Source organism: Caballeronia sp. dw_19 (assembly GCF_018449515.1).
Lineage (GTDB): Bacteria > Pseudomonadota > Gammaproteobacteria > Burkholderiales > Burkholderiaceae > Caballeronia.
Map to the genome: position 1 here is coordinate 227,102 of NZ_JAAVUQ010000002.1, position 16,688 is coordinate 243,789.

Below are 16,688 nucleotides of genomic sequence, written 5' to 3' on the forward strand. Positions count from 1 at the left end.
CGCTTGAGTATTCAGCACGTCTTTAAAAACTCGAACATAATTCGCGGTGTCCTTATTTCGAGCTTCGCTACGCCGCCCGGCCGTCGCGAAGTGAGACGGGCCGAACCTCAATCTCGAATCAAACCACTATGAAAACATCCGAAGAGACAACGCATTCCTGGCTTTGGCTGGTCTTGCTCATTCCGTACATCGCCTTGCTCTGGCTGCCATTTTATAACGATACCCGCCCGTCTTTTGCAGGTTTCCCATTCTTCTACTGGTATCAGTTCCTTTGGGTACCGCTGACTTCGCTCATCATTTACATCGTGTATAGAGGTGTCAAATGAGCGATATCGTGCCGGTCAATCCGGTAGCCATGACGGTTTTCATCGCTTTCTTCCTGCTGGTGACGGTAGTGGGATTTTTCGCGGCGCGCTGGAAACGCGGCGACCTGACGCAACTGCATGAATGGGGTTTGGGCGGCCGCCAGTTCGGCACTGTAATTTCATGGTTCCTGGTAGGCGGCGATTTCTACACCGCCTATACCGTCATTGCCGTACCCGCCCTGGTCTATTCAGTGGGCGCATATGGTTTCTTCGCGCTGCCTTACACCATCATTGTTTATCCGTTTGTTTTTGCCGTCATGCCGAAGCTATGGAAGATCGCTCACGCGAAGAACCATATTACGGCAGCCGATTATGTGCAGGGCGAATATGGCGGCAAGTGGTTCCCGGCGGCCGTGGCGGTGACCGGCATTGTCGCGACCATGCCGTACATCGCCTTGCAACTGGTGGGCATGCAGGTCGTGATCAAGGGTTTGGGCGTGAGCGGCGAGTTGCCGCTGATTGTTGCGTTCGTGATCCTCGCGCTCTACACGTACACCAGCGGCTTGCGCGCGCCAGCCATGATCGCGTTCGTGAAGGACATCATGATTTATATCGTGGTGATCGCGGCGGTCTGGCTGATTCCATCGAAACTAGGCGGCTATGCGCACGTGTTCGATGCCGCCGACCAGTTCTTCAAAGCGAAGGGCGGTGCGACCGGCATCATCCTCAAGCCGACGCAATTCACCGCCTATGCATCGCTTGCGTTGGGTTCGGCGCTTGCCGCGTTCATGTATCCGCATACCATGACCGCGGTATTGTCGTCGTCGTCGGCTGCGACCGTGCGCAAGAACGCTATCTTCCTGCCCGCCTACACGCTGCTGCTCGGCCTGATTGCGTTACTCGGTTATATGGCGATTGCTGCAGGCATCAAGGTGCAATCCGCGTCCGACGTCGTGCCCGCGTTGTTCGGTCAGTTGTTCCCTTCGTGGTTCGTCGGCTTCGCGGCCGCGGCCATTGCGATCAGCGCGCTCGTGCCGGCGGCGATCATGTCGATCGGCGCAGCGAACCTGTTCACGCGTAACCTGTGGCCGCTGATGGCGCGTGACATCACGCCCGAGAAGGAAGCGAAGACAGCTAAGCTGGTGTCGCTCGTTGTGAAGTTCGGCGCGCTGCTGTTCATTGTGTTCCTGCCAACCCAATATGCAATCGATCTGCAATTGCTCGGCGGCGTGTGGATCCTGCAGATATTCCCGGCCATTGTGTTCTCGCTATACACACGTCGCCTGAACACGCCGGGCTTGTTCCTTGGCTGGCTGGCCGGGATCGTGCTCGGAACCGGCATGGCGATCGTACAGGGTTTGAAGCCGGTGTTCGCGCTGCATGTAGGGGGCGCGACGTATCCGCTGTATATCGGGCTGATTGCGCTGGCATTGAATATTGTGGTGGCGTTTGTTGTATCGACGCTCACGCCGAGCCGCGCACACGTTCAGCAGGCGACGTAAGAAGAGGGCAAGCGCGCCATCGCGCAGGTCGATGCGTCAAGATTTTTTGCGCGTCGGCCGAGCCATCTTTACGGCGCTGGCGCGCGTGGTTTGTGCTTTCCGTGTCGGGCCTGTAAGCTTCGGCGACGAGCACTCCGTGCTCGTCGCTCATCCCTGTGATTCGCAACACCTCCGCAACGCTTTCCTCCGTTTTCAATCCGATGCAACATTCAATCGTTTACTCCCCGCGCCGCCGTTCATTGCTGACGGCTGCTGCCATGCTCCCCTTTGTCGGCGCGTGTACGTCGTGGCGTGCGAGCGCCGCCAGCTCATTAGCCGAAGACCAGTTGAAACAACTGGAAAGCACTGCTGGAGGGCGCCTTGGCGTAGCTGCGCTGAATACCGCCGATGGCAAGCAGGTGAACTATCGCGCGAACGAGCGTTTCCCGCTTTGCAGCACGTTCAAACTAGTGCTGGTGTCCGCGGTTCTCGAACAAAGCGCGCTTCAAAAGGGCTTGCTTGAGCGCCGGATCCGCTACACGCAGAGCGAACTCCTGTCGTGGGCGCCCATCACCAAAAAACAGATCGCTACGGGCATGACCGTCGCGGAACTCTGCGCCGCCGCGCTGCAATATAGCGACAACACGGCAGCCAACCTGTTGATGAAACTGGTCGGCGGCCCGGAAACGGTGACTGCGTTCGCCCGCTCGATTGGCGATAACCAGTTCCACCTGGATCGCTGGGAGCCTGAATTGAATACGGCGATACCCGGCGATCCGCGCGACACATCCACACCGGCAGCGATGGCGCAAAGCCTGCAACGCGTAACACTAGGCGATGCGCTAGGCGCTTCGCAACGCGGGCAACTGCAAACATGGCTGCTAGGCAATACCACCGGCGCTGACAAAATCGCTGCCGCTTTGCCGGCGCATTGGGTGATCGGCGACAAGACCGGTTCGGGCGACTACGGTACGACGAATGATATCGGCGTGCTGTGGCCACCCGGAAAACCACCAGTTATCCTGACCATCTACCTGACTCAACACGAGCAGGACGCAAGGGCGCGTAATGACGCGGTGGTGTCGGCGGCGCGGATCGTCGTGGGCGTGCTTGCGTGAGGGGCGTCTGCCGCACCTCGTCCTGACCTTTCCCTGACCTTTCGATGACATCTTTGTCATCAAGCTTCCACACGTCTCCGGGCGCGCTAACATGACGCAAGGGGACGACGCTTAGGCGCCCGCCAGCCAAACGCCTGGCGGGCGCCTAAGCGTCGTCCTGAAACCCGGAGGCTCTCCATGATTTCCACGAAGCAAAATCCTGCCACGTTCCTGCGCTCACGCGGCGCGGCGCTGTTGGCAGCTATCGGCCTGGGCGTCGGTATCCTGTTCGCATCCATGCATCCGGCGCATTCTTCCGAAGCCGCGGTCGTCATTGCCCCGCCCGCGCTCGACGAACCCGCGAACGGCGCACACCAGGAAACCGCCGTGTTGGCAGGGGGCTGTTTTTGGGGCGTTCAAGGCGTGTTCCAGCACGTGAGCGGCGTGACGAAGGTTGTGTCGGGCTACTCTGGCGGTCAGCCCCAGACCGCGCAATATGAAACCGTCAGCGGGGGCCAGACAGGTCACGCTGAGTCCGTGCAGATCACTTATGACCCGACGAAAATCACCTACGGCAAGTTGCTGCAGATCTATTTCTCGGTCGCTCACGACCCGACGGAATTGAACCGGCAAGGCCCGGACAGCGGAACGCAATATCGTTCGGCAATCTTTCCGGCCAACGACATGCAAAAACGCATCGCGCAAAGCTATATCGCGCAACTCGACAAGGCGCATGTTTTCTCCTCGCCGATCGTGACGAAGACAGATCCGCTCAAGGGTTTTTATCCTGCCGAGTCTTATCACCAGAACTATTTGACGCTGCATCCGGATGCACCGTATATCGCGATCAACGACCTGCCGAAGGTCGAGAACCTGAAGCGCCTGTATCCGACGCTTTATCGCGACAAACCGGTGCTGCTGAGCGTGGCGTCGCAGTAATAGACAGGCACAGACCAAGCGGCGGACTTAAAATCCGCCGCCTGACACGGCTTGCGGGGTCGAGTCCGATCGCCGTTACCAGCGTCCATAAAGCTTCAGGAGAACGGATGCAATTCCTGGGAAAACAGCGGTGTTTTTTGCCACCGCAGTGAGTGCCGGGGAGCTGCATCTAGTACCGGCCGATCACCCAATCGACGTCACTACTCAGCCGTTGTCAATCAGCTTGTCGACGAGCTCGCGCCCCGCATGATAGGCCGCATCCAGCGCCTTGGCTTCAGTCTCAAAGACGTTGCCGAGTTCATAAAATTGCGTGCGTTGCCCGGCATGACGCAGGTCCGCGCCTGGTCGACATACGTACCCGTTGTAGTGGTAAGGGGTATCTGGCGTGGGAGGTCCGTATGCAAGGATCGGCAGCACCCAGATCTCAAAGCCTTTGTAATCTATTCTTTCCCACATGGAAACCTCCACCATCAGGAGCCGGCGTTAAAGAGTGAGCGCTAGACCGCTCCGCCCAGAACGCGAGCGACGAAGTGTCTACCCCATGCCTCGCCGTGAGCAATGGCGTCCGCCACCGTGACGTAGGGCTCGTGATTACCGGTCAATTCTCCAGAATCTTCCGCGTGCTTCGAACCTCGAACCGGCGTTCCATCATGGCGAGTCACGATCACGCGGACGTTAAAACCAATAATTTTTTCTGCGTCAGGCGGGTCGTATTTCGGCTCGACGTTTATGGTCAGAAGATAGTCGCCAACTTCAACGTCTTGATGCATGGCAGTCTCCCTGTTCGTCCAGGAATGTCATTATGATCGCGAACGCCTTCCTTACCGTGAGTTTGCGCACAGCGGCGGCGGACTTGAAAATCCGCCGCCGCTTTTGCCAAGACCAATACAGACTTACTGCGATGCCTGTGTGCTCTTGCGCAGCTTGGCAACATCAGCCGCCCCGACCGCGGGCGCACCGTTGTTCCATCCAGCGCGAATGAACGTGAGCACGTCGGCGATCTGCTGATCATTGAGCACCGGCGCGTACTTAGGCATTGGGTACGCGGCGGGAATGCCCTGTATCACGAGGTCGTGGGTACCGTTCAGCGTGACGTTGATCAACGACGACGCGTCCTTCTCCATCACGTTCGGATTGCCCGCCAACGGCGCGAGCAGTGGTGCGAACGCACGGCCATCCACACCGTGGCAATGCATGCAGTACGCGGTATACACCTTTGCGCCCGCGTCATTGGCCGGATGTTGAAGCAGCGACGCGGTAGCTTTCGGATCATAGGCATAGGCCGGTGCGTTTGTCCCCCCCGCCGCCGGCAACGACTTCAGATACGCCGACATGGCCGCCAGATCCTGATCGTTCATACCCTGTGTACTGTGGTTGATCACATCCGTCATGGACCCGAACGCCGACGCGTGCGCGTTCGCTCCGGTCTTCAGGAATGTGGTCAGGTCAGCATCCGACCAGCGGCCCAGTCCGACGTTCTGCTCGCCCGTCAGGTTGGACGCAAACCAGCCGTCGAGCACACCGCCCGTGAGCCACGCGTTGCCGCTTTCATCGAGAGCTTTTTCCTGGAACGCAATACCGCGAGGCGTGTGGCATGCGCTGCAATGGCCCAGGCCCTGGATCAGGTAGGCACCGCGATTCCACGCTACATCCTTACCGTCCTTGTCGCGATAAACACCTTTGTCGAGGAACACCATGTTCCAGAACTTGAGCGGCCAGCGCATGTTCAGCGGGAACGGAATATCGGATGGTCGGTTCGCCTGGTTCACCGGTGCAACCCCCTTCATGAAGTACGCATAGAGCGCCTTCACGTCGTCGTCGCGGACCTTTACATAGGATGTATAGGGCATTGCCGGATAGAGGTTGTGACCGTCCTTCGCCACGCCCTGGCGCAACGCTTTTTCGAAGTCTTCCTCGCTCCATTTACCAATACCTGTATCGGGGTCGGGCGTGATGTTGGTCGTGTAGATCTTGCCCATGGGTGTGGTCATCGGCAGGCCGCCGGCGAACGGCTTGCCCTTGGGCGCGGAATGACAGGCCACGCAATCGCCCACCTTCGCGAGATAGGCGCCACGCGTAACCAGCGGGTCGTCGTTCGCAGCAGCATGTGCCAGCAGGGGCAGGCTGAGCGTGAGCGCAACAGAGGCAACAAGATGTTTGATCATTATGTGTGCCCTCATGCGCTTTGCAGTTGACGGCCGACGGGCAACTGCCGCAAGCGCTTGCCGGTAGCGGCAAAAATCGCGTTGGTCAGCGCGGGCGCGAGTGCTGCTGTACCCGGTTCGCCGATGCCTCCGGGCGCCTCACCGCTCTTCACGATATGCACCTCGATAGGCGGCGTCTGATCAATCCGCAGCATCCGGTAATCCGTGAAGTTGGATTGTTCGACGCGGCCGTCCTTGATCGTGATCTCGCTATAAAGCGCTGCCGTGATGCCGAAGATAATGCCTCCCTGGATCTGCGCCTCGATGGTGTTCGGGTTGACCACCACGCCGCAATCCACCGCGCAGACCACGCGATTCACGGCCACTTCGCCGTCGCCGTTCACGGTCACATCCACCACCATGCCGAAGAAGCTGCCGAACGCGTGCATCACCGATACCCCGCGCCCCTGACCCTTCGGAGGCGTGTTGCCCCAGCCGGCTTCACGGGCGGCGACGTCGAGCACGTTCTGCGCGCGGGGTGTCTTGCCAAGCAGGTCGTGGCGATATTTCACCGGATCGACTTTCGCTTGCGCGGCCAGTTCGTCCATGAAGCTCTCGACCACGAAGGTGCCACGGGTCGGTCCCACGCCGCGCCAGAACGCGGTAGGCACGTCCATGGGTTCCTGGCGCACATAGTCGATGAACTGGTTCGGGAGGTCGTAGGGAAGGTCGGCCGAAACTTCCACTGCATCCGGATCAAGGCCGTTCTTGAATGCCGGCGGAGCGAATCGGGCCATCACGGACGACCCCACTATGCGATGTTGCCACGCGACCGGCTTGCCATTCGCATCGAGGCCGGCGGAGATGACGTCGTAGTAATACGGGCGATACATGTCGTGCTGGACATCCTCCTCGCGCGTCCACGTGACCTTCACTGGCGTGCCGACCTGCTTGCCGACCTTCAGCGCCTGGCCGATGAAATCGGTTTCCAGCCGGCGTCCGAAGCCGCCGCCGAGCAAGTGGTTGTGCACGGTGATCTTGTCGGCGGTGAGGCCGGTGATCTTCACGGCCGTATCGACCGCACGCGTGGGGACTTGCGTGCCGACCCAGATATCGCAGCCATCGCTACGTACGGACACGGTGCAGTTCACCGGCTCCATGGTGGCGTGCGCGAGGAAGGGTTGCTGGTACACGGCGTCAACGCGCGTCTTGGCATCATTGAAGCCTTTCTTGACGTCGCCATCCTTGCGCGCCACGGCACCATCGCGCTTCGATGCATCGGCGAGTTGCTGGACTACCTTGGCCGTGGAAAAGTCCGCGCCGCGGCCTTCGTTCCATGTGATATCGAGCGCTGCCGCGCCGCGCTTGGCTGCCCACGTATGGTCGCCGATCACGGCCACGCCGTTGTCGAGCCGGATCACCTGGCGAACGCCGGGGATCTTCTTCGCGTTCGTGTCGTCGACGGAGGCAAGCGACCCGCCGAATACCGGGCTATTCACGATGGCGGCATAGACCATACCGGGCACGCGGACATCGAGCCCGAACATGGCCGTACCGTTCACCTTTTCGGGAGAGTCGAGACGCTTGGCAGCGGTCCCGATCAGCTTGAAATCCTTCGGGTCTTTGAGCGGCACGTTCTGCGGCGCGGGCAGTTTTGCGGCGGCATCGACGAGTTGTCCGTAACCGATACGGCGATTGCTCGCGGCATGCACCACTTCGCCTTTCTCCGCGTGGCACGACGCCGGGTCGACCTGCCATTGCTGCGCCGCCGCGGAAATGAGCATCACGCGGGCGGTTGCCCCGGCCTTTCGCATGGGCTCCCAGGCATAGCGGATCGATGTCGATCCACCGGTCAACTGGCCGCCCAGCAGCGGGTCCATGAAGAGCTTTTCGTTAGGCGGTGCGTGATCGATCACCACGCTATCCAGCGGCACTTCCAGTTCTTCCGCGATCAGCATGGGGATGGACGTATAGATTCCCTGGCCCATCTCGACCTTGGGAATCACTAGCGTCACCTTGCCCGTTGCGTCGATCTGAACAAACGCGTTGGGTTCGAATACACCGCCTTGCGGCGCTTCATTGCCGTCGCCGCCGATCACCGACTTGCCCGAGGGTGCTTCGCCCTGGCTTGCCGCGGGCAGGCTGAAACCCAGCATCAAACCGCCGCCAACGGCTGCGCCGACTGATATTCCCAGCTTTAAAAACGTGCGCCGATTCAGGCCGTCGGGTGCGCGGCGGTTCTGTGCTTCGAGTAATCCTCGCGACATGTCACGCCCCCTTGGCGGCGTGCTTGACCGCGGCACGGATACGGTTGTACGTACCGCAGCGGCAGATGTTGCCCGCCATTGCAGCGTCGATATCGGCGTCCGAGGGGTTGGGGTTCGAGGCGATCAGCGACGCGGCCGACATCACCTGACCCGACTGACAGTACCCGCACTGCACAACATCGAGCGCGAGCCATGCGTCCTGCACTTTCTTGCCTGCGGGCGTGGTGCTGACGGCTTCGATGGTCGTGACCTTGCGCTCGCCTACGGCTGCGATGGGCAGCACGCAGGAGCGCACTGCCTGACCGTCGAGATGCACGGTGCACGCGCCGCATTGCGCGATACCGCAGCCGAATTTGGTGCCCGTGAGACCGACCAGGTCGCGCAACACCCAGAGAAGCGGCATGTCTGGCGGGGCGTCGATGGTGTGAGATTCGCCGTTTATGGAAAGGGTCGTCATCTGCAACTCCAGTTGTCGTGGGGGGATTTTTATAGTCCTTCTTAATCGCAAACCTTATACAAGATTACGACGATTCGTGCTGAATTGCCTATAACCCTTAGCTGCGCCTGACCGATGCCGTCTTGTACCGGCTGAGAAAAGATCGCGGAATAAATAGTTGCGGAAGGGGGCGGTGCAGGCATTGATGTCTTTCACGGCAGTTCTTCGAGATGAATCGCTATACCTTCCAATTTCATTACGGTTCCGCGTGCTCGCTGCATGGCTGCCGCTGCGGTCTCCATTGCCGCCGTTGCGTTGGAATCGCTTGAGTTGTTCATGATGAACCCGGCTGGTTCGGCGATCGTCAACGCGATCGGGCAGATCCGTCAGATAGTCGTGCCGGGTACCGGTCATGCCGCCGACAAACGGCGATCTCCGGTGATTGCGTCGCAAGTGTCGGGCAAGCCGGGCGCGCCGGTTCAGAGGCAAGCGCTCCAAGCGTTCTCGTTTTGCTCGAAGCAATTTATGCGGCCGCCGGAGTTAATGCTCCGGCTTTTTTGTTGGTGCCGCTATGTTTGTCTTAAGTGCCAGCGGTGTCGTGCAGGCATGCGTCTATTTATTTTTGACGGTTCAGGAATAAGTCTGGGGGGAAATGGGTTAGCCCTTGTACCAACCCGTTAAACACTGGAGTCGAAAATGAAGAAACTTGCTTGGCTTACCTTGTCCGCCGCCGTCCTCGTTTCCTCGAGCGCTTTCGCGCAAGGACTGACCCGTTCCGAAGTGCGACAGCAACTGGTGGAAGCAGAGCAAAATGGTTCGGAGTACGTGTCGAATGCATCGTATCCGGATATCAGCCCAGTGTTTCAGGACCAGGCCGCGAATCAACGGAAAGATACGAGCGCGTATGGCGGTGTAGCCGCTGGCTCGAACGCGAGTGCGCCGCGTGCCACACTGAATGGCACGCAAAGTCCTGAAACCTGTGTCGGTCCTGTCAGCTTCTGCAATATCTATGCAGGATCGTGAACAGGGTGCGGCGGGCTGTTGGCTGTCGCGTGAATGCCAAGCGCCATTGCCGGGAAGAAATGGCCTATACCTGACCACGCCGGCAAGCCATGCATGATTCAGCGTGGGAAGCACGGCGCAGAACGCTTCATCGTCTGCGCCATGCTGGTTTGATCAGACCGGCATCTTGCGGAACGCGATCGCAAAGCGGTTCCAACTGTTGATCTGCGACACCACCAGCGTCAGGTCCACGATTTCTTCTTCAGTGAAATGCGGCTGCACGGCTTCCCAGACGGCATCGGGCACATGGTCGTTCGAGACCAGCGTGAGCGCTTCGGTCCATTCCAGCGCCGCGCGTTCGCGGTCCGTGAAGAACGGCGTCTCACGCCATACCACCACGGCAGCCAGCCGGCGCTCCGTCTCACCGCCCTTGCGGGCATCGGTCGTGTGCATGTCGACACAGAATGCACAGCCATTGATCTGCGATGCACGCAGGCGGACCAGTTCCGCCAGCGACTTTTCCAGCGATGACTTACCGATGTACTCTTCCACTGCAACCAGAGTCTTGATGGCGGATGGCTTGGCTTTGTAGAAATCCAGACGAGTTTGCATGGGTGGCTCCTTTGATTTAAATGATGCGCGATGCAGCGCGGCATGAGTAAGGTTAGACGGTTGACTGGACCTTATAAATAGCCGATTTCGCCTAATTTCAGGTAACCAGCGTCAAAGCCTCCAGACTTAGTTGCCTTATGCGGGCCAGCCGAGAGCAGGAGGCGGGCTTGTCCATCAGCCAGCCATCCGCGCCCTAGCAAAACGCTTAAAGAAAAAGCCGGAACCCGCGAAATAGTGCGGGTTCCTTGATGTGGATCATTGAACGTTCAAGCTCACTATTTCGACATGTTGAATCATCTCAATAATGATTAATAATGCGTGAAATCATGTGAATCTTAGCGCTCGGCAAATTGGCTTAAGTGCTTTAAGCTCACCTACCAGAGCAGTCGCGTGGTTATAAAAAATTAGCTGTAGCGAAATACTGCAGACACAAAAACCCGATCGAGGGATACAACGGTGGGCATACGCAGCGTCGTCTTAACACTAGTGCTGCTCGCAAGTTCCAGCCTGCATGCATTCGCCGCTGGCGAGGCGCCGGCCGAGAAGGCGCCCGACACCATGCAGGCGCGCGTGCTTGGTTGTGCGGCGTGCCATGGCGCGCAGGGTGAAGGCACGAGCAACGACTATTACCCCCGGCTCTCAGGCAAGCCTGCCGGTTATCTTTACAACCAATTGCTCGCCTTTAGAGACGGTCGTCGCAAGTACCCGCCAATGAATTATTTGTTGGCCTATCTTCCCGACCCGTACCTGATGAAAATTGCGGAGTACTTCGCCGCCGAGCATCCGCCATTTCCCGCGCCTGCGCCTGTGACTGCCGATACCGCGACGCTGGCGCTAGGCAAGACCCTGGTAAATAGCGGTGCTGCGTCACGCAAGATTCCCGCATGCGTTGCGTGTCACGGTGCAGCACTCACCGGCATGGAGCCGGCCATTCCGGGCTTGCTGGGCCTGCACTCCGACTACATCAGCGCGCAGTTGGGCGCATGGCGTTACGGCACGCGCACCACGCTCGCTCCCGATTGCATGCATGACGTCGCCACGAAACTAGCCGACCGGGACATCACGGCTATAGCGGCGTATCTGGCTTCGTTGCCCGCTCCGGAAAATCCGGCGCCTGCGGCGGCAGGGTCACTCAAGATGCCGCTCGCTTGCGGCACTGTTCCTAATCAATAGGCGAGGAAATAGACGTGTTCAGTTTCCGTGCCCTAATGCTTGTTTGCGCTTGCGTCGTGACGTTGAATGCACGAGCCGCCGATCCCACTGTGATTGCTCGCGGTGAGTATCTCGCTCGCGCCGGTGATTGCATTGCGTGCCATACAGTACCCTCCGGCAAACTATTCGGTGGTGGACGCGCGATGGAAACGCCGTTCGGCACGCTCTATACGCCGAACATTTCATCGGACAAAGAGACCGGTATTGGCAAGTGGACCTCGGCTGAGTTCTACACCATGATGCATACCGGCAAGGCGCGCGACGGCGAGCTGCTTTATCCGGCCATGCCGTTTGCTTCCTACACCAAGGTCACGCGGGACGACTCCGACGCGATATACGCGTACCTGTTGTCCACGCCGCCCATTCATCAGCCTAATCGTGCGCATGAATTGCGGTTTCCGTTCAACCAGCGCTCATTGCTGTACGGATGGCGCATGCTGTACATGAAGCCCGGCGAATACCAGCCGGATACCACGCAATCGGTGGAATGGAATCGCGGCGCTTATCTGGTCGAAGGGCTTGGCCATTGCACGATGTGCCATACCGCGATCAATGCACTGGGCGGCAATTCACCCTCCAAGCGTTTCGAAGGCGGGTTGATCCCGGTGCAGAACTGGTATGCGCCTTCGCTGACATCGAATAAGGAAGCGGGGCTGGGCGACTGGAGCATCGAGGACATATCGGACCTGCTGCAGTCGGGCGTGTCGAATCGTGGGGCAGTGTATGGGCCCATGGCCGAGGTCGTGTATGACAGCTTCCAGTATCTGACGGATCAGGACATTCGCGCGGTGGCTGTCTATCTGAAGACGCTGCCGGCGCGTGCGGGCGAAAAGCCCGTGCCTCCAACCGCCGCGGTCGCGGAACAACAGACCAGCCTTTCGCCGCTGGGGAAAAAGATCTACGACGCCCAATGCGCGCTGTGCCATGCGTCGCAAGGGCAGGGCAGGCTGCCGCATTTCCCGCCTCTGGCGAACAATCAGTCGATCCAGATGACGTCATCGGTGAATCCGATTCGCATGGTGCTGAACGGTGGATATGCGCCGGGCACGAAGAAGAACCCAATGCCCTACGGCATGCCGCCGTTCGCCCAGTCGCTTTCCGATGTCGAGGTCGCGGCGGTCGTTACCTATATCCGCACGGCCTGGGGAAATCACGGCACACCGGTGAGCGTCAAGGAAGTCAACACGTTGCGCTCAGCCCCACTTTATTGAGGACGTCATGACTGATTCCGAGAAAGAAGATGCCGCCGTCGATGAGATCGTGCGAGACGGCCCGCACGGCGCCATTGCTTTGGCTGGCGCTGCAACGGCCATTGTGATCGGCTTGTGGTTTGCGTTTTATTTCCTGGTCTTCTTACCCCGCGGCGTTATCCAATGAGCACTGAACACCCGTCGCATGCGTCTGCCGACGTTGCCGCGCGCATCGAGCGCAAGTGGGCGCTTCTTGTCGTCATCATCCTCTGCGTGCTGGTCGCCATGACGATTTTCACCGGCCTGCATTGGGCCATGATGCCGCCATCCAGAGTGGAGACCGTGCGGCCTGAAACGCTCAATGTAAGCGGCGAATTCATTGAAAGCAACCTGGGCAGCGCGGTTGAAGCGGATGGCTCGGTCACTGTGCGAATTGTCGCGCAGCAGTACTCGTTCACGCCGCAATGCCTGCTGATTCCAACTGATACGCCCATCACTTTTCGCGCCACCAGCGCGGACGTCATACATGGATTCCTGATTACGAACACGAATATCAATTCGATGCTCGAGCCTGGTTATATCTCCACCTTCAAGAGTACCTTCACTCAACCCGGCGAGCATCTGATGCCATGCCATGAGTTCTGCGGCACGGGACATCAGGGCATGTGGGCTCACGTGAAGGTGATCGATAAAACGGCTTTCCTCAAGATGGCAAACGCTAACGGTTCGCGGAGACTCAGCTGTGTTAAATAGCAAGCGACTCGTTCTCGCGCATTTCTGGCTTGGTTTCATCAGCTTCGGCGGCGCGTTGCTGCTCGGCGCGTGGCAAATGTGGGTGCGCAGCCCGTTGCATCCGTGGCTGAAGAATCCGGAACTCTACTATCGCTCGGTCACGGCGCATGGCTCGGCCATGGCCTACGTGTTTCCCACGTTGATCGCAATGGGTTTTGGTTACGCGGTCACCGAACTGGCGTTGAAGAAGCCGCTGGTCGGAGCGCGCTGGGCGTGGGCCGGTTTCATCCTAGTGGCCGTGGGTACGGTCACCGCGATGGTCCCCGTCGCCATGGGCCTCGCCTCGGTCCTCTACACCTTCTATCCGCCGATGATCGGCAACGCGTTCTACTACATCGGCATCGTGCTGGTGGTGGTCGGTTCGTGGATCTGGGTCGCGCTGATGTCGATCAACCTTGCCGTGTGGAAGCGCGAGCATAAGGGCGTGCCGGTCCCTCTGGCCATGTTCGCCACCCTGGCCGGGGCCTATTTATGGGGCTGGACAGCGGTCGGTGCGGCTATCGAGATCCTGTTCCAGATCCTGCCTGTGGCGCTTGGCTTCAAGACGACGATCGACGCCGGCCTGGCCCGCGTGTTCTTCTCGTGGTCGCTTCACGCGATCGTCTACTTCTGGCTGATGCCCGCTTACATAGCGTATTACACGATCCTGCCGCGCGCGATCGGCGGCCGTTTGTACAGCGATTCGATGGCGCGCGTCTCGTTCATCCTGTTCCTGGTGGTGTCGATGCCGATCGGCATCCACCATCTGTTCGCCGATCCGCAAGTGGGTTCGGGTTTCAAGTTCATGCATTCGGTATTCACGGCGCTGGTCGCGGTACCGACCATGCTGACGGTGTTCACCATCTGCGCATCGGTTGAAATAGCGGCGCGTTTGCGCGGCGGCCGTGGCAGTTTTGGCTGGATCAAGGCGTTGCCCTGGGAAAATCCGTTGATGCTTGCGCTCGCATTTTCGTTCGTGATGCTTGGCTTTGGCGGGGCGGGTGGCATCATCAACATGAGCTACCAGCTCGACTCGACCATTCACAATACGCAATGGGTCACCGGTCACTTCCATCTGATCTTCGGCGGGGCGATCGTCATCATGTATTTCGCGATCGCCTATGATCTCTGGCCGCATCTCACTGGCCGCGCGATGACGCACTTGAAGCTGATGCGCCAGCAGTTGTGGCTGTGGTTCATCGGCATGATCGTGTTGACGTTCCCGTGGCATTTCGCGGGCATTCTCGGCATGCCGCGGCGCATGGCCTTCTTCGATTACACCGACCCGGAGATCGCTGCACAGGCAGTATCGGTGATCATCTCGACTATTGGCGGCTTGATCCTGGTTGTCTCGGCAGTGATGTTTTTCATCGTGCTGATTCGCAACCATCGTGGACCGCGCACTGTGGTTCCAGAGTACACGTTCAGCACGGCGGTGCATGAATCGAAGACCATTCCGGTCGCGTTGAACAGCTTTGGCCTGTGGCTTGCGCTGATGATCGGCCTGACGCTCTTTAACTACGGTTATCCGGTCGCGTCGCTGTTGTTCCGCTCCGATACGTCCGTCCCCGCGATTCTGATTGGAGGGCCGCAGCGATGAGCGAAGAACGCCTGTTCTCGTTACGCAACCGGTGGTTCACGGTTAGCGTTGGCGGCATGCTCGCGCTGGTCGTATTCTCGGCGGCGGTGGGTTTCATATGGTTGCCTTCGGCGCAAAGCGATCAGCCGTTCCAGGGAGTGTGGAATGCTATCTGCAGTGCGGCGGGCGTGCCGCAACAATGGTTGCGCGCTTCGTCGGCCACGCCGGTGCCGCTGGTGCAAACCAGCACGGTCGCCATGACACCGGAGTTGCTGGGAGAGCCCAGCAGCACGTCGATTGGCCGCGGCGCGACCTTGTCCATGCGTTGCACCATGTGTCACGGTGTACGGGGCATGAGCGATGCCAACTCGCCGAATCTTGCGGGACAGTATTCTTCTGTGATCTACAAGCAGTTGCTCGACTTTCAGTCCGGCGCGCGCCGTAATGCGGTGATGTCGCCCATGGTCTCGAACCTGAGTGATCAGGACATGCGCGATCTCTCCGCTTATTACGCGTATTTGCCGAGACCGGTGGCGCTTCGCTCCGATGCGGCGCCGGTCGTGGCCGTGCCGGATATTGTGTCCAATGGTGCGCCGATGCGAAACATTGCTTCTTGCGCGTCGTGTCATGGCGGTATTGATCATAAGGCGGGGAGCCCGTGGCTTGAGGGGATGCCGGCGGCGTACACCCGGGCACAGTTGCAGGCGTTCGCGAACGACACACGTCATAACGATATTAACGAGCAGATGCGCAATGTTGCGCGGAATATGACGCCGGGGGAAATCGATGCAGCAGCGGCATACTATGCTGGGGCGCAACCCTGAGATTGGTTTTTTTGCTCGCGCCGGTGGACGGGTTTTCTGGGGGGCCTATGCTCGGGTGGTCGGTTCCGGGGTTAGTGGTCTGGGTCAATGCCAGGGTGCCAGGTTCCAGGGTTAGCGGTCGGGGTTGATGCCGGGTTGCTGCTTTCGGCCGTGGTGGCGTGCAAGAGTCGGATTTTCTCTTTATCACTATTAGCCACTGTGCGTGGCGGCACGTCATTTCTTTGTCCAAAGCGACAAAGAAACGAAGCAAAGAAAACGCTTTCAACCACGCTACCCTAAGTGTCCACAGCGTGCAGTTTCTATTCATAGGTGCCCCAAAAGCACGGTGCTCGCCAGAGCCACGGATGTGTGAACCCCTCTTTCTCCGAACACCGATACCCACACGCTTCGCCACCAGTGATTGAACCTGCCCAAGGGGCTCCCCGCGCTATCCGCGGACACCAACCACCAACTATGTGCGCACCTCGAACCACGTCGCTAACCCACCGAGAAACGAGGCCGCAAAGATGCGGGCGGCCGTTACCGACGAAGATAGTGGTACAGAACGCGCAGCCAATTCACAAAAACTGAAGCAGTAACCACAAACACGCATGAAGCTATGACCTATGAATACGGGCACACAGACCAGGTAGCTAACCCGCGAAGAAGCGCAGCCGTAAATACCCGTAAGGCCGTGAGGGTTCCTTAGCAATGGTGCTTGCCCGAGAGCGTACGGGGCGAAGCGTGTTCGTGTCAGGATTCGCGAGAAGGAGGGGTTCAAACATCCTTCGCTCTGGCGAGCACCGTGCTTTTGGGGCACCTATGAATAGAAACTGCACGCTGTGGACAC

17 protein-coding genes are annotated in these 16,688 nt (G+C 59.2%); 11 read left to right on the plus strand and 6 right to left on the minus strand.

Going from position 1 to position 16,688, the window contains the following annotated elements:
- The first annotated feature begins 128 nt into the window (after positions 1-128).
- From HB376_RS03870 to msrA, 4 genes are all read left to right on the plus strand, one after another.
- Complete coding sequence (locus HB376_RS03870) at positions 129-326, plus strand: DUF3311 domain-containing protein (protein WP_213762101.1); 198 nt, start codon at positions 129-131, stop codon at positions 324-326.
- On the plus strand, positions 323-1,807 hold the full coding sequence (locus HB376_RS03875) for a sodium:solute symporter (RefSeq protein WP_213762102.1): 1,485 nt from the start codon (positions 323-325) through the stop codon (positions 1,805-1,807). Before HB376_RS03870 ends, HB376_RS03875 begins: the two co-directional genes overlap by 4 nt.
- Before the next feature lie 212 nt (positions 1,808-2,019).
- On the plus strand, positions 2,020-2,904 hold the full coding sequence (gene bla / locus HB376_RS03880; RefSeq protein ID WP_213762283.1) for a class A beta-lactamase: 885 nt from the start codon (positions 2,020-2,022) through the stop codon (positions 2,902-2,904).
- A gap of 177 nt (positions 2,905-3,081) precedes the next feature.
- Positions 3,082-3,822, plus strand: a complete 741-nt coding sequence (msrA, locus tag HB376_RS03885; protein WP_213762103.1) for a peptide-methionine (S)-S-oxide reductase MsrA — start codon at positions 3,082-3,084, stop codon at positions 3,820-3,822.
- 204 nt (positions 3,823-4,026) lie between these two features.
- Here msrA and HB376_RS03890 read toward each other — a convergent pair whose 3' ends face one another.
- The 5 genes from HB376_RS03890 to HB376_RS03910 form a co-directional block, all read right to left on the minus strand.
- Positions 4,027-4,278, minus strand: coding sequence for a hypothetical protein (locus HB376_RS03890; RefSeq protein WP_213762104.1), 252 nt, complete (start codon positions 4,276-4,278; stop codon positions 4,027-4,029).
- Between the two features lie 41 nt (positions 4,279-4,319).
- Complete coding sequence (locus HB376_RS03895) at positions 4,320-4,592, minus strand: hypothetical protein (protein ID WP_213762105.1); 273 nt, start codon at positions 4,590-4,592, stop codon at positions 4,320-4,322.
- Between the two features lie 123 nt (positions 4,593-4,715).
- On the minus strand, positions 4,716-5,987 hold the full coding sequence (locus HB376_RS03900; protein ID WP_213762106.1) for a cytochrome c: 1,272 nt from the start codon (positions 5,985-5,987) through the stop codon (positions 4,716-4,718).
- An 11-nt stretch (positions 5,988-5,998) separates the two neighbouring features.
- Positions 5,999-8,233 (minus strand): xanthine dehydrogenase family protein molybdopterin-binding subunit, encoded by a 2,235-nt coding sequence (locus HB376_RS03905; protein WP_213762107.1) that lies wholly within the window; start codon positions 8,231-8,233, stop codon positions 5,999-6,001.
- Position 8,234: 1 nt separating this feature from the next.
- Positions 8,235-8,690, minus strand: a complete 456-nt coding sequence (locus HB376_RS03910) for a (2Fe-2S)-binding protein (protein WP_213762108.1) — start codon at positions 8,688-8,690, stop codon at positions 8,235-8,237.
- Positions 8,691-9,365: 675 nt separating this feature from the next.
- Here HB376_RS03910 and HB376_RS03915 point away from each other — a divergent pair.
- Positions 9,366-9,692 (plus strand): DUF4148 domain-containing protein, encoded by a 327-nt coding sequence (locus tag HB376_RS03915; protein WP_213762109.1) that lies wholly within the window; start codon positions 9,366-9,368, stop codon positions 9,690-9,692.
- 153 nt (positions 9,693-9,845) lie between these two features.
- On the opposite strand, the gene HB376_RS03920 is transcribed toward HB376_RS03915, so the two are convergent.
- On the minus strand, positions 9,846-10,283 hold the full coding sequence (locus HB376_RS03920) for a carboxymuconolactone decarboxylase family protein (protein ID WP_213762110.1): 438 nt from the start codon (positions 10,281-10,283) through the stop codon (positions 9,846-9,848).
- A gap of 489 nt (positions 10,284-10,772) precedes the next feature.
- Here HB376_RS03920 and HB376_RS03925 point away from each other — a divergent pair, with 489 nt between their 5' ends.
- The 6 genes from HB376_RS03925 to HB376_RS03950 are packed head-to-tail and all read left to right on the plus strand — an operon-like array spanning position 10,773 to position 15,859.
- Positions 10,773-11,456 (plus strand): c-type cytochrome, encoded by a 684-nt coding sequence (locus HB376_RS03925; protein ID WP_213762284.1) that lies wholly within the window; start codon positions 10,773-10,775, stop codon positions 11,454-11,456.
- 35 nt (positions 11,457-11,491) lie between these two features.
- The gene (locus tag HB376_RS03930; protein ID WP_213762285.1) at positions 11,492-12,706 is read left to right on the plus strand and encodes a c-type cytochrome; all 1,215 of its coding nucleotides are present in this window, start codon (positions 11,492-11,494) and stop codon (positions 12,704-12,706) included.
- Positions 12,707-12,713: 7 nt separating this feature from the next.
- Entirely contained in the window at positions 12,714-12,872 is a 159-nt protein-coding gene (locus HB376_RS03935; protein ID WP_089164460.1) for a hypothetical protein, read from the plus strand.
- Entirely contained in the window at positions 12,869-13,438 is a 570-nt protein-coding gene (locus HB376_RS03940) for a cytochrome C oxidase subunit II (RefSeq protein WP_213762111.1), read from the plus strand. The genes HB376_RS03935 and HB376_RS03940 overlap by 4 nt, the downstream gene beginning before the upstream one ends.
- The gene (locus HB376_RS03945) at positions 13,428-15,056 is read left to right on the plus strand and encodes a cbb3-type cytochrome c oxidase subunit I (protein ID WP_213762112.1); all 1,629 of its coding nucleotides are present in this window, start codon (positions 13,428-13,430) and stop codon (positions 15,054-15,056) included. Before HB376_RS03940 ends, HB376_RS03945 begins: the two co-directional genes overlap by 11 nt.
- On the plus strand, positions 15,053-15,859 hold the full coding sequence (locus HB376_RS03950; RefSeq protein WP_213762113.1) for a c-type cytochrome: 807 nt from the start codon (positions 15,053-15,055) through the stop codon (positions 15,857-15,859). Before HB376_RS03945 ends, HB376_RS03950 begins: the two co-directional genes overlap by 4 nt.
- Positions 15,860-16,688 lie beyond the last annotated feature (829 nt).